The organism is Winogradskyella pacifica (assembly GCF_003386275.1).
Classification (GTDB): domain Bacteria; phylum Bacteroidota; class Bacteroidia; order Flavobacteriales; family Flavobacteriaceae; genus Winogradskyella; species Winogradskyella pacifica.
The window spans coordinates 192,819-207,056 of sequence record NZ_QREI01000002.1 but is presented as its reverse complement, the minus strand read 5'-3'; the positions used below and the strand labels follow the sequence as shown (position 1 = coordinate 207,056).

Sequence of the window (14,238 nt, the reverse complement as noted above, 5' to 3'; positions counted from 1 at the left end):
CTAACTGATAAAAAAGTGGTCTTATTTTAAAAACTCTTGATAATATTATAATAACGGTTCTAGAATTTAATTATATTTTATCAGATGTTTCTGTTTTAATTTAAAAAAAGAAGCTGCCTGAAAAAAGTGATCTATAATCTTATTTCTTAGACAGCTTCGAGTTGCTATTAATTATTTATTTCTAAAAGAAACCTAATTTGTTCTTATCGTAAGAGATTAACATGTTTTTTGTTTGCCTGTAATGACTCATCATCATAAGGTGATTTTCTCTACCAAATCCAGATTTTTTATACCCACCAAATGGTGCATGTGCCGGATACGCATGATAACAATTTACCCAAACACGACCTGCTTTAATCGCTCTTGGTATTTGATATAATTGATGTGCATCTCTTGTCCAGACTCCCGCTCCGAGACCATACATAGTATCATTAGCTATCTCTAAGGCCTCTGCTTCATCTTTAAATTTAGTGACACAAACCACAGGTCCAAAAATCTCTTCTTGAAAAACACGCATTTTATTATGCCCTTCTAATATGGTAGGCTTAATATAATAGCCATTAGCCAAATTACCTTCTAATTTATTAGCTTCGCCTCCGGTTAATACTTTAGCTCCTTCTTCTTTTCCGATTTTAAAATACGATTGAATTTTTTCATATTGATCATTAGACGCTTGTGCCCCAACCTGAGTATTTACATCATAAGGATTGTCTTGAACAATAGCATTCGTTCTTGCTACGACACGCTCCATAAAAGCATCATAAATATCTTCTTGCACTAAAATCCGTGAAGGACATGTACACACTTCACCTTTATTAAACGCAAATAAAACAGCACCTTCAATGGCTTTGTCTAAAAAGGCATCATCCTCATCCATTACACTATTAAAGAATATGTTTGGCGATTTTCCACCTAATTCCATAGTCACTGGATTTAGGTTTTTAGACGCATATTGCATAATTAATTGCCCTGTAGTCGTTTCTCCTGTAAACGCCACTTTATCAATTTTAGAACTCGATGCTAAAGGTTTCCCTGCTTCTGGACCAAAACCATGAATAATATTTAATACACCAGGAGGAAAAACATCTGCAATTTTCTCCATTAATAATGTTGCTGATGACGGAGTTTGTTCTGCAGGTTTTAATACCACACAATTACCGGTTGCTAATGCAGGAGGTAACTTCCAAGACAACATTAATAACGGAAAGTTCCATGGAATAATTTGACCAATAACGCCCAATGGTTCTTTAATATTCATGGATAAGGTATTTTGATCTAACTCTGTAGCACTACCTTCTTCTGCTCTGATACATGCAGCAAAATAACGCCAATGATCTACAGCTAAAGGAATATCTGCATTCAACGTTTCTCGAATAGGCTTTCCATTATCACAGGTTTCAACAACGGCAAATTCTTCTAAATTCGCTTCTATAATATCTGCTACCTCATTTAAAAGTTTAGCGCGTTCAGCTGCAGGCGTATTTCCCCAAGCTTCTTTTGCCGCATTAGCAGCGTCAACTGCATTTTCTACATCTTCTTTTTGTGATCTTGGATATTTTGCAATGACACTTCCATCTATAGGAGATGTGTTTTCAAAATATTCACCACCAACTGGCGGCACAAACTTTCCGTTTATAAAATTGGAATACTTGTCTTTAAATTCTGGTTTTGAATAGCTCATACCTTAATACGTTTTATTGTTAATTACTTATTTATTTAGCATAAAAATTATCTATACTTTAATTTTGATAAAGTTATTTTATCAAATCCCAATTATCTTGAACATATTTATTATATTTTTGAACATATCTATTATTAACAATTTTTAAGACTATTTTTTTGTAATATTGAACATGAGAGGTTTATTAGATACACATAAAAGCCATAGAAAATTGAGCACATTAGTAGAAAATAGAACTACTTATAATGCTGAATATGCTGAATTGAACATTTATGAAACTCACGTTATCGCAGAACAAGTATCTCTGAAATTTGATTTTCCGATTATAGCAAGTATGCTTACAGGTAAAAAGGTAATGCACCTAGAAGGTTTTGATGCTTTTGATTTTTTTCCTGGGGAATCCGTTGTAATGCCAACCAATAAGGAAATGGTCATAGATTTCCCAATTGCTACAAAACATAAACCTACGCAATGTTTAGCTTTAGGTATTGATGCGTTTAAAATTGAAGAAGTCGTCGGGAAATTTAATCATCATGTTGCCATAGAAAATGAAAACAATAATTGGGACTTAGATGCGACCAGTTCTCATTTAATCAATAATGTAGATGTCAATCATTTAATTGAACGCTTAACCTATACGTTTACCAACAGCAACACGTCTAAAGACGTATTGTTAGATTTAATGATTCAGGAATTAATTGTAAGATTGCTTCAAACTAAAGCCAAATCTTTAATCACTAATGACAGTCATATATTTACAGATACCAGAATAGGAACCGTTATTAAATTCATAAAAGACAATCTAACCAATAAAGATATTTCCGTAGATCAATTAGCAGAGAAAGCTTATATGAGCACATCTCACTTTCATAAGCAGTTTAAAAACACCTTAGGCATTTCACCTATTGATTATATAAATTCGGAAAAGATTAAGTTTTCTAAAAAGCTTATTAAATCAACACCAAACTTACGAATGTCAGAAATTGCCTTTCAATCTGGATTCAATAATACGAGTTACTTCAACAGGCAGTTTAAGAAAACAGAAATGATGACGCCTCAGCAATTTAAAGCTTCTGTAAGTAAATAATTAGTCTTCTTTCATTCGTTTTATATACGCTTTAAGCTCAACTAAAACTTTTGGTGCTAAGATTAGCGTTGCCAACATCGTCGGAATTGCCATTAAAGCAAAGATGCCATCAATAAGATTAATCATCATACTTAAACTTGTAGTTGCACCAATGAGAATACTCAAAATATAGAAGTAATTATAGTAATGCTTTTTGTCTGCCCCAAAGAGAAATGACATACATTTTGTACCATAATACGAATAAGAGAACAGCGAGCTCATACTAAAAACAGCGATACAAACTAATAACAAGTATTTACCATAATTAGGCATAACATCTGCAAAGGCCGAAGCCGTTAGACTCACGCCATTATCGGAAGTGGTTTCCCAAACACCAGTAACTAAAATAGCTAAAGCTGTAAGTGTACAAACAATTAAGGTATCTATTGCAGGGCCGAGCATAGCGACCAAACCTTCTCGAATTGGCTCGTCCGTTTTTGCTGCTCCATGAGCCATTGGTGCTGTACCAATTCCGGCTTCGTTTGAAAACGCACCACGTTTAATTCCATGTAGAATTAATGCACCCAAAACTCCACCTAAAAAGGTATCGTCATTAGGATAATAATTAGCCGCAAAAGCATCTGTAAATATCAATTTTAGATAGTACACTAAAACATCACTATGTGCTACAAGAATTATAATAACCAACACAAAATATAGAGCTACCATCGTTGGTACTAAGCGCGATGCTACATTTCCAATACGTTTTATGCCGCCTAGAATAACTAAAGCCGTAATACTGATTAAAACGAAACCAATAATAAGATTCGATTTTAAACCGACTTCTACTCCATTTGGGATTAATAAAATATCATTTAAAGCTTGCGTAAGCTGGTTGACATTAAAAACAGGTAAGGCTCCAATTAGTCCACAAAGACTAAAAAAGACAGCTAAAGGCTTCCAAGATTTCCCTAAGCCTTCCATAATAAAATACATTGGACCACCTTGAATTTCGCCTGCACTATCTTTACCTCTATACATAATCGCTAAGCTAGAGGTGAAGAATTTTGTAGACATCCCAACTACGGCACTAATCCACATCCAAAACACGGCTCCAGGTCCACCAATAGAAATTGCTACGGCAACACCTGCAATGTTCCCCATGCCAACGGTTGCCGACAATGCGGTAGACAACGCCTGAAAATGAGAAATTTCTCCAGGATCATTTGGGTCGTCATATTTTCCGCGAAGCACATTTAAGGCATGTCCTAAATACCGAAATGGTAAAAAGTGAGAGCGTATTAATAAATATAAACCTCCACCAATTAATAAAATAAGCAAAGGCAAACCCCAAGCTAATGATGAAAAGTCACTGAGTAGTTGATTTAAAAATTCCATAGATTATAAATGTAGTAAACGGTTTGAATTTATGGTATAATGTTTACAATTAATTTATAAATGAGACTTTATGCTATGGGTTTTAAGTTTAAAAAAAATTAACTTCGCTTATCAAGCTATATAGTTCATTCAAACAAAACTATACCTCAACGTTACCTACAAGCTAAAAAAAATAGATGCCAATAGAAAATATACCTGAAATTTTCATTAAAAACCAAAAAGTAAATCAAGACATATTTGTCTATGATTTTAAAATGATTAGTGACGTTGTTAAAAGCAAGGTCAATTTAGGTATGAATATGTTTAGTTTTTTACAGGTTGGAAAAAAGCAAGTGCACTTTGCAGGAAAATCGGTTGCTGTAAATAAAGATCAATCATTGTTGCTCAAAAAAGGAAATTGGCTTTGGACAGAGTTATTAGATACAGAGGCCATTTATTACTGTAAGCTTTTCTTTTTTTCTGAAAAGAAACTCACAGATTTTTTAAGTAAGTACACGAGTAATGTAAAACCTTACAAGGAGGATGTACCATATTTTGTAATTGAAAATGATGATTATATTGCATCTTTTATAAGCTCTTTATCTTCTAGCACATTTTCAAATCATAGTTATAGCAATGCGCTATTATCTTTGAAATTTGAAGAAATAATGCTCTATATGCTTAATAAGTATGGTCATGAATTCGAATATTATTTACACTCTTTAATTTCTAAAGAGATTTCACCATTCAAAAACACAGTTGAAAGCAATGTAGATTCCAATTTAAAAGTGGAAGAAATTGCCTTTCTCTGTAATATGAGTCTATCGACTTTTAAACGTCATTTTACAAACGAATATAAGGAACCACCTGGAAAATGGTTTCAAGACAAACGTCTTCAAAAAGCTAAAGAATTGTTGCAAGGAGGTGAATTAAAAGCTTCAGATATTTATTTAGATATTGGTTATAACAACCTGTCTAACTTTAGTGTAGCCTTTAAAAACAAGTTCGGAGTTAGTCCATCAGATATTTCTAGCTAAAAACCAATTCACATAAACCATTGCCTTCTAGTTGTTTAGATATTGCATCTCGTATTTATTCTTTACAAATATTCATATTGACCTTTTTTCATAAGTTATTGAACCATATCAATAAATAGAAAGGTAACAACCCAACATACATTTGCACCATAATTACACAACGCTTGTTTTGGCAAGCATAAATTAAAATCAAATTTAAAAATTATAATTATGGCAAATGTAACAAAACCTGTATTCAAAGAAAGATACGGGAACTTTATTGGAGGTAAATTCGTAGCACCTATTAAAGGTCAGTATTTCGATAACGTATCTCCAGTAGATGGAAAAGTATTTACGCAAGCTGCACGTTCAACTCAAGAAGACATCGATCTTGCTCTTGACGCTGCACACGAAGCGTTCCCTTCTTGGAGTACATCTTCAGCAACAGAACGTAGTAATGCGTTATTGAAGATTGCACAAGTAATGGAAGATAACTTCGAGTACTTAGCAACTTTAGAGACTATCGATAACGGGAAACCTATTCGTGAATCTCGTGCAGCAGATATTCCTTACTGTATTGATCATTTCCGTTATTTCGCAGGTGTCATTCGTGCAGATGAAGGAAGTATTTCAGAACACGACAAAAATACGGTTAGTATTGTATTACACGAACCTATTGGTGTTGTTGGTGAAATCATCCCTTGGAATTTCCCAATGTTAATGCTAGCTTGGAAAATTGCTCCAGCCTTAGCAGCCGGTTGTACAGCGGTTGTTAAACCAGCAGAACAAACCCCTACTAGTGTTATTGCATTAATGGAACTTATCGGTGACATTTTACCTGCAGGTGTATTAAACATTGTAACTGGTTTTGGTGCAGAAGCTGGTGCAGCATTAGCTACTTCTAAACGTATTGCAAAACTTTCATTTACTGGTTCTACGGAAACAGGACGTAAAGTTTTACATAATGCAGCAGAAAACATTATTCCAGTAACTATGGAATTAGGTGGAAAATCACCAAACGTATTTTTCCCATCAGTAGCAGATCATAATGATGATTTCTATAGCAAAGCTATTGAAGGTGCATTAATGTTCGCATTGAATCAAGGTGAAATTTGTACAGCTCCATCTCGTATTTTAGTACACGAAGATATTGCTGACGATTTCATCGAAAAAATGAAAGTGCGTTTAAAAGCAATCAAAACAGGGAATCCATTAGATCCAGAAACAATGATTGGATCTCAAGTTTCTAAACCTCAATATAACAAGATTCTTGACTATATTAAAATAGGAAAAGAAGAAGGAGCCGAAGTTGTAGCTGGTGGAGACGCTGGAAACTACGAAGGAGAACTTTCTGAAGGATATTACATCCAACCTACCGTTTTAAAAGGAAATAACAAGATGCGAATTTTCCAAGAAGAAATTTTTGGTCCAGTTGTAGCTTTAACAACATTCAGTTCTACTGAAGAAGCAATCGCAATCGCAAACGATACACCTTATGGTTTAGGAGCAGGTGTTTGGTCTCGTGATGCTCACGAATTATTCCAAGTTCCTCGTGCTATACAAGCTGGTAGAGTTTGGGTAAACCAATACCATACGTATCCTGCTCATGCTCCTTTTGGAGGAGTTAAAGAATCAGGATTCGGTCGTGAAAACCACAAAATGGCTTTAGATCATTACCGTGTTGTAAAAAACATGTTGATCTCTTACGACAAGAAACCTATGGGATTCTTTTAATTAAAACTTTATAAAATAAGTTTATAATAAGACCCTGGATATTCCAGGGTTTTATTGTTTTAATCAAAGTCTTAATAAAAGATTTTAATCACTTTTTAATTATGAAAAAAACATTCTATCTTTTCCGTTATATCAGCTTGACTGCAATAATAGGTTCACTTCTTGGCTCACTGTTACTCTTTATCGTTGGTGCTTTAAAAACCATTAATGCTTTTAGAGTTGTTCTTTTCGATTATATTCCAAAAGACAAAGCACATTTACATACAGCAGATATTGCAACAACATATCTGATTAAATCATTGGACACATTTTTAATAGCTTTGGTGCTTTTTATTTTTGCACACGGAGTTTACACTTTGTTTATTTTAAACAAAAAATATCATGATGGAAATGGTGTTTTAAAATGGATTAGAACACCAAATATTGGTCATTTAAAAAATGTGCTAGCCGAAGTTATTGTTATTATTCTTTTTGTGAAATTTCTTGAAGTTGTATTTGTAAATATTGACAATCTTAAATGGGAAATTTTAATACTTCCAGCATCTATTGTGCTATTAGCATTGGGTTTAAAGTTTTTAAGTCTTAATAAAGAAGGTAGCAATAACCCAAATAAGTCATGAGTAGAGGATTTGTAAAAGAAGATGACCAAGAGGAAATTCCTATGGTACCACCAAGAGCCGACTTACCAGAAGGTGTAACTAATTATGTTACGCAAGTTGGTATGGATGAACTTTTAGCTGAAAAAGAAAATCTCATTAATGAAAGAGATGGCATAGACACTACAAATGAAAAAGAAAAACGTATCACCACGAATTATATAAACGCTAAATTACAGTTGTTGACCAACCGAATTGCGACTTCAAAAACAATAAACCTAAGCAAACAACCTGTGGGCGAAATACGATTTGGAGCATTGGTAACTTTAAAAACCGGAAATAAAACAACAGTCCAACGCTATCAAATTGTAGGCGTAGATGAAGCTGATATTTCTAAAGGAAAAATTGCATTCATTTCTCCAATAGCAAGAATACTGACAGAAAAGAAAGTCGGAGACATTGCCATATTAAAACTAGCGAAGGAAGATAGAATTTTTAAAATTATAGAAATCACCTATTGAAAATAACACTTAAATGCTAAACTCAAAGTTTAGTTATTTTCTGCTATCTGTGATTTCATACTAAAAACGGTAGTAAACGGTTTGAATTTATGGTATAATGTTTACAATTAATTTACAAATGGGAATCTAAGTTATTGATTTTTAAGCAGGAGAATATTAACTTCGCTTAGCACTTGATAACAGTCATAAAGAGTGACGGCAATTATTAAAGTTGTAAAACATTTGAGAAATGAAGAACATATTTACATATACACTACTTTTAATTTTGACTTTCAGTTGTAATCAAAATGACTTTTCTGATACCGAAATGTTTTTCTTAACGGATGAAGCATCATATAGAGTTAATGACAACTTTGAAATAACGGCTATAGTATCTCCTAAAAGTGGAGAAAAGAAAATCAGAATTAAGAAAAATCTTGATAATTTAAAAATTTCATTTCATGCATCAAGTACCGAACAAGAATTCTCTCAAGAATTAAAAAAACATTTCATTGAGGGACCAAGTTTGACGACAGACGAAAGCCAATATATCGATGAGTTTACCATCTCAAAAACTCAACCATTTAAAAAGACTTTTAAGGGCCTAATTTCAGAATCAAAAGAAAGCATCATTTTAGAAATACCTGAATTGAATATAATAGATAGTGTCGCTAAATCAGAACTTCTTGTAAACCCTAAACTAACTATAAAGGGAAATTTTCAAACTATTTTTAGCGTAAAAGAAGAATACTTTACACCAAAGGACATCAACATATTAATAGAATAAAACTCTAGTACCGCACATTGAATAAAATGATAAGCACAAACTCAAAAAACCGTCATATTATTTTATTCCAACTCTAAAATAGTACATTTGCACACCAACCAATTTCAACTTGAGCGCAAACCGTTTATATTTTATAGATGCTGTTAGAGCATTTGCTATCTTAATGATGCTACAGGGGCACTTTATAGATACACTGCTAGAACCTTCATATAGAAACCATAGTTATACCGCTTTTAAAGTTTGGGAATATTTAAGAGGTATTACTGCACCAACCTTTTTTACGATTTCGGGCCTCATTTTTTCATATTTATTAATAAGAGCGAAGCAAAACGGAACGATTAAGAAGCGTATGCAAAAGGGCCTAATGCGAGGATTTATGCTTATTGGTATTGGTTATTTGTTGCGTGCCCCAATTTTTGAATGGCTAACGGGTAAATTTTCGAGTTATTTTTTAGTTATAGATGTACTGCAATGCATCGGACTCTCACTTATACTTATTGTATTTATCTACAGGCTCGCATTAAAAAAAACATTGCTATTTTCAATCGTTATGTTACTTCTCGGTTTGGCTATTTTTATAACCGAACCCCTATATCGCTATTTGGAATTACCTGAAATCCCTGTAGTGTTTTCAAACTATTTTTCTAAGGCAAATGGTTCTATTTTTACTATAATCCCATGGTTTGGTTATGTGGCATTTGGTGCTTTTATAGCCACGTTATTTTATCGTTATGTCGAACGACCTAAATTCAAAATAGCCATTGTATCTAGCTTTTTTGTCTTCGGAATTGCGTTCATTTTTGGATCATCTGAATTATTAATGAAACTCTATTACGTCTTAGACTTTTCAATTTTAAAAGAGGTTGCTTATTATAATTATTTGTTCACCAGACTAGGTAATGTGCTAATTCTCTTTTCCTTATTCTATTTGGCAGAGAATTATATAAAACAACCGTTAATTCTAAAAATTGGACAGAAAACGCTATCCATTTACGTTATTCATTTTATAATCATTTATGGTAGTTTTACTGGCCTTGGACTACACCAGCTAATTGGTAGAACTTTAGAGCCTTGGCAAGCTGTAATTGGAGCTATACTATTCCTTTCTGTTGTTTGCTTTATCTCGTTTTATTATGCAAAAACGAATGAATTTGTTTATTATAATTTGCAAAAGATTATTGACAAGATTAAGAAATACACACGCTAAATTCACTATTTTTAGTACGTCTAAACACCGTTATTATGAATTCATTCCGCATACTAATTTTACTTAGTGCCTTAAGCCTATTCTCTTGTAATCGCATTGCAAACAAAACTAAAGAAGGTTTAAATAAAGGCGGTGAAATCGTTGGTGAATCTGCCACAGAATTCTTTGATGGTGTTTCGGAAGGCGTTGACAAAACCTTAGAATGCAAAATTATATTATCAGATAGCTTGTTAAAAAAAGGATTAAAAACAGGAGTCTACACTATTGATACTCAAAATCATAGTAACAACAACAAACTCACCTTATATTTCATTTTTAAAACAGCGCTTAATGCCGAAGTAATCGCCAAGGCTTATAATAAATCTGGATTAGAAATCGGTAGAGCAAAAACCACAATACAAGGACAAAAAGGCGATGCTGGTTATTTTGAGTTTTTATTTGACCAACAGACAGACATCGGTTATAGAAATATAATTACTATCGACTAAAAAAAGACCATCTCGTTAAAGATGGCCTTTCCTTTTCATAGCAATTAAATCCCATTCGAATAAAAGAACATGAGTTAATAGCACTCTACTTACGTACTTTTGTACGGAATGGTTTTATAAATCTTTAAATTAATTTGAATATTATGGAAAACATCATAGAAAAATTTTATACAGCCTTGAATAATTCCGACGGTACAACCATGGCATCTTGTTATCATGATGATGTGGTTTTTGAAGATCCTGCATTTGGAATTTTAAAAGGAGAACGCGCCAAAGCCATGTGGCTGATGCTTTGTGCTTCTCAAAACGGAAATGGATTTAAAGTTGAATTCTCTAATATAACGGCTAACAACAAAACGGGTTCTGCACATTGGGAAGCGCACTACACGTTTAGCAAAACAGGACGACAAGTACATAATAGTATTGATGCGTCTTTTGAATTTAAAGAGGGCTTAATTATAAAGCACACTGATGAATTTGACATACATAAATGGGCAAAACAAGCAATGGGAGTAAAAGGTATTTTCTTTGGAGGTATGCAGTTCTTTAAAAATAAGCTTCAAAGCCAGACTAATTCTATGCTAGATAAATTTATGAAAGCAAAAAAAGCCGTATAAAATACGGCTTAGTTTAAACTTATAAAAAGGCTCTTTTAATCTTCTAAATATACTGCAGATGCAGAAGCAAGTCCACTATTAAAAGAAGGCGCTATATTTCCACCAGCTGAAAAGTTAGAAAAACCTAATACACGACCGCCACCGTTCCCGGCTTCTGCGATATAAATAACGTCATTATCAGAGTCATAAGCGACATCAACAGGATTCCCCATCAACGTTGAAGATCCAGACACTCTTACTTGATTTCCTGAAACCGCCATGACATCACCATTTGCTACAGCATTAAATTTATTAGTAAAACCTGAAATGATATGAAACCCTCCATCGTCTTCAACGTTTGTAGCATCTCCAATATCTGTCATAATTAAAGTATCCGAAGAACCATCGTAAGTTATACCATGTGTTCTAACAATACCTTCAATAGTAATTCTTTTAGTTGCACTAACTGTAGCGTCAGTAGTATTGGCCAAGAAATCATTAAATACTGCTAAATCACTAGTGGCATCCACTACTGCGTATAAATCGTTACCAATAAATGTAATTCCCCAAAGTTTGAAATCTGTGGTAATCACATTTCGTAATGAGAAACTGCTGCCAGAATAAGTATACACAAATAACCTTCCATCGGGAGTGGTATCATCACCATCTACATCAGCATTATCTGCTACGACAAAAAGATTTCCATTTACAGCCATTTCTCTTGGACTAGACATGTCGTTTGTTCCTAAAAAATCTGCGTTTAATACACTTCCGCTAACCAAATCATCAATATTGGCAAAACCTTCTATACTATTGTTAGATCTTGATACTTGATAAACTGATTCAGAATCATCGTCATAAAATATTCCATCAGCTGCAGTAGAGGATGTTATTAAAGTTTTTGTTTCAATATTTTGTTCAGATTCAAAATCATAAACAGAAATATTTCCATTTGAATTATTGGAAGCATATAATGTAACAGAGTCGTAATTATCGCCCCCATCATTGTTGTCGTCGTCATCATCACTACACGATGTAAATGTTACACCAAGTGTTAATAATAAAACGAAAATTGAATTGAAATTCTTGTTAATCATAATTGTGTTTTTTTGAGTTAATACTTTGTACTTATGTACTTATATATACGAAAAAATCAAGTTTTGGTTTTTTTAAATTTAAAACCAAGAAACACAACACACACAAAAACCTAATTATCAATAAATTAAGTTGATAGTTTTTTGCTAACTTTAACAAATAGAAATGTAAGAAATATCTTAAAAATGATACTAATGAAAAAAGCCATCTAATTAAATCAGACAGCTTTTTGGGGCAATGTTTCTTTTTAGGGACTTGGAGTTTACTTTATGTTTCATTGCAATATGAATACTTCAATTCTCGTGCCAGAATATATATCGGAATTCTAGCTGTATTCTTTTACCTTTCCTTCAACACCCTTAAAATAGGATTTCATGTATTTAAAATCAGCTTCTAAATTATCAGTTGGATAGAATGGTTCTGACACTTTATTCTGTTTATTTTTAAAATCGAAAGTGTACATTATAATTGGCACGTTAGCTCGTTTAGCGATATAGTAAAATCCTGTTTTCCAGTTCTCAACTTTTTTCCTAGTCCCTTCTGGTGATAATGCCAATCTAAACTCGTCTTCTCCTTCAAATAATTTAGCTATCGTTTCTACTTTATTTTGGCCCGAAGTTCTATCTAAAGCTTTTCCGCCTACTGCTCTAAAATAATAGCCAAATGGCCATACAAAGAGCTCCTTTTTTCCTACAAAATTAGTTTTTACCTGGGTGACACTTCGTAACAAAAGTGACAAATAAAAATCGACCCAACTCGTATGCGGAGCTGCAATGATTACAGCTTTCTTAACGGTATCTTTAGAAAAGTTGGTATTTCCAACCACTTTCCAACCCATGACTTTAAAATATATGAATTTAGCTAACCAACGCATCTAGCACTATTATTTATTAATTTTTAATAACTTATTAAAAGTGTTCTGCCGATACCATTGACTTCTAAAAAAATAAATTTATCGAATATACTTAAAGCCCTATCAGAATTACATTTTTTTGTAAAGCTCTAGAAGCTTTTCTCTGGTGATAATGGTTTTCCAGTTTTTACCAATAGCATTTTCCCATAGTGGTTCTAAACTTAGCGCGACATCAATCATAATATCAAACTGAGCTTGTTCTAAATCTGCACAAACCCCTACTGGTATTTCAATATTATGCTTGGCTTTCATCTGTTTAAAGATAGCTACTCCTTCAGGATAAAACGCTTCTAAATGATCAAAAACGATACAGTTTCCAATACCATGTTTTACGCCTAAGAGATATCCTAAACCATAACTCATAGCATGTGCAACACCAACTTGCGAGTAAGCAATACTCATACCGCCATGCCAAGACGCCATCATTAATTTGTCTTGTGCTTCTTCGACACTTAGGGAATCTCCTAAAAATATTTCTTTACAAAGTTCGTAGGCCTTTTCACCATAACTTTCACTAAAAGCATTGAGATACGTTCCTGTAAGCGACTCTACACAATGTACAAAGCAATCCATACCTGTATAAAACCACTGATCTTTTGGAACATCTTTAGTTAATTCTGGATCTAAAATCACTTGATCAAAAGGAGTAAAATCACTATTGATACCCAGTTTACGCACTGGGCCAGTTAAAATTGTGGTTCTAGACACTTCTGCACCTGTACCAGAAATTGTTGGAATACCAACATGATAAATCGCAGCATGTTTAATTAAGTCCCAACCTTGGTAATCTTTTGATTCTCCTTTATTGGTTAGCATTAATGATACTGCTTTGGCAATATCTAAAACGGTACCTCCACCAATACCAATAATACCAGAAGGCAATTCGCTATATTCTAATATGATATCTTCAACTAACTGATCGATTTGACCTGTGCTTGGCTCTTCTTTGGTCGGTACATATATAATCTTATCCTTATAAGACAATGTAATGCGAGACGTTAACCAATGATTGCCTTTAAAGACATCATCAACATAAAATATAAATGGTGCATTGCGTCCTTTGCGCTTTAGAGAGAGGATCTCATCGAGTTGATTAAAACTTCCTCGTCCAAAAACAACTCTGGACACCATTGGATAATTTTTGAATATCATTTACTTTCTATCTTTAACAAAAATAACAAC

At 33.3% G+C, this 14,238-nt stretch carries 14 protein-coding genes; 9 read left to right on the top strand and 5 right to left on the bottom strand.

Annotated features, from left to right (window positions below):
* Positions 1 to 181 precede the first annotated feature (181 nt).
* A complete protein-coding gene (locus tag DFQ09_RS05155; protein WP_115808593.1) occupies positions 182 to 1,681 on the bottom strand; it encodes an aldehyde dehydrogenase family protein in 1,500 nt (499 codons plus the stop codon).
* A gap of 172 nt (positions 1,682 to 1,853) precedes the next feature.
* Here DFQ09_RS05155 and DFQ09_RS05150 point away from each other — a divergent pair, with 172 nt between their 5' ends.
* A complete protein-coding gene (locus DFQ09_RS05150; RefSeq protein ID WP_115808592.1) occupies positions 1,854 to 2,768 on the top strand; it encodes an AraC family transcriptional regulator in 915 nt (304 codons plus the stop codon).
* Here the strand turns inward: DFQ09_RS05150 and DFQ09_RS05145 are convergent, their stop codons facing one another.
* On the bottom strand, positions 2,769 to 4,145 hold the full coding sequence (locus tag DFQ09_RS05145; protein WP_115808591.1) for an alanine/glycine:cation symporter family protein: 1,377 nt from the start codon (positions 4,143 to 4,145) through the stop codon (positions 2,769 to 2,771).
* A gap of 176 nt (positions 4,146 to 4,321) precedes the next feature.
* On the opposite strand from DFQ09_RS05145, the gene DFQ09_RS05140 reads away from it, so the two are divergent.
* The 8 genes from DFQ09_RS05140 to DFQ09_RS05105 all read left to right on the top strand — a co-directional run bounded on the left by DFQ09_RS05140 (position 4,322) and on the right by DFQ09_RS05105 (position 11,069).
* Positions 4,322 to 5,161, top strand: coding sequence for a helix-turn-helix domain-containing protein (locus DFQ09_RS05140; protein WP_115808590.1), 840 nt, complete (start codon positions 4,322 to 4,324; stop codon positions 5,159 to 5,161).
* 210 nt (positions 5,162 to 5,371) lie between these two features.
* A complete protein-coding gene (locus DFQ09_RS05135) occupies positions 5,372 to 6,874 on the top strand; it encodes an aldehyde dehydrogenase family protein (RefSeq protein ID WP_115808589.1) in 1,503 nt (500 codons plus the stop codon).
* A gap of 101 nt (positions 6,875 to 6,975) precedes the next feature.
* Positions 6,976 to 7,494 (top strand): YqhA family protein, encoded by a 519-nt coding sequence (locus DFQ09_RS05130; RefSeq protein ID WP_115808588.1) that lies wholly within the window; start codon positions 6,976 to 6,978, stop codon positions 7,492 to 7,494.
* Positions 7,491 to 7,991, top strand: a complete 501-nt coding sequence (locus tag DFQ09_RS05125) for a GreA/GreB family elongation factor (RefSeq protein WP_115808587.1) — start codon at positions 7,491 to 7,493, stop codon at positions 7,989 to 7,991. Before DFQ09_RS05130 ends, DFQ09_RS05125 begins: the two co-directional genes overlap by 4 nt.
* Before the next feature lie 229 nt (positions 7,992 to 8,220).
* On the top strand, positions 8,221 to 8,757 hold the full coding sequence (locus DFQ09_RS05120; RefSeq protein ID WP_115808586.1) for a hypothetical protein: 537 nt from the start codon (positions 8,221 to 8,223) through the stop codon (positions 8,755 to 8,757).
* A 109-nt stretch (positions 8,758 to 8,866) separates the two neighbouring features.
* Complete coding sequence (locus DFQ09_RS05115; RefSeq protein ID WP_115808585.1) at positions 8,867 to 9,964, top strand: heparan-alpha-glucosaminide N-acetyltransferase domain-containing protein; 1,098 nt, start codon at positions 8,867 to 8,869, stop codon at positions 9,962 to 9,964.
* 35 nt (positions 9,965 to 9,999) lie between these two features.
* Positions 10,000 to 10,452 (top strand): hypothetical protein, encoded by a 453-nt coding sequence (locus DFQ09_RS05110; protein WP_115808584.1) that lies wholly within the window; start codon positions 10,000 to 10,002, stop codon positions 10,450 to 10,452.
* A 143-nt stretch (positions 10,453 to 10,595) separates the two neighbouring features.
* Positions 10,596 to 11,069, top strand: a complete 474-nt coding sequence (locus DFQ09_RS05105) for a nuclear transport factor 2 family protein (protein ID WP_115808583.1) — start codon at positions 10,596 to 10,598, stop codon at positions 11,067 to 11,069.
* Between the two features lie 35 nt (positions 11,070 to 11,104).
* Here DFQ09_RS05105 and DFQ09_RS05100 read toward each other — a convergent pair whose 3' ends face one another.
* From DFQ09_RS05100 to DFQ09_RS05090, 3 genes are all read right to left on the bottom strand, one after another.
* Positions 11,105 to 12,145 carry a hypothetical protein gene (locus tag DFQ09_RS05100; protein ID WP_115808582.1) on the bottom strand — a complete coding sequence of 347 codons (1,041 nt, stop codon included), beginning with the start codon at positions 12,143 to 12,145 and terminating at the stop codon, positions 11,105 to 11,107.
* 323 nt (positions 12,146 to 12,468) lie between these two features.
* Positions 12,469 to 13,017: a 1-acyl-sn-glycerol-3-phosphate acyltransferase gene (locus DFQ09_RS05095; RefSeq protein WP_115808581.1), complete on the bottom strand. Its 549-nt coding sequence runs from the start codon at positions 13,015 to 13,017 to the stop codon at positions 12,469 to 12,471.
* Positions 13,018 to 13,125: 108 nt separating this feature from the next.
* Positions 13,126 to 14,208 (bottom strand): iron-containing alcohol dehydrogenase family protein, encoded by a 1,083-nt coding sequence (locus DFQ09_RS05090; RefSeq protein ID WP_245940309.1) that lies wholly within the window; start codon positions 14,206 to 14,208, stop codon positions 13,126 to 13,128.
* Between the last annotated feature and the right edge of the window lie 30 nt (positions 14,209 to 14,238).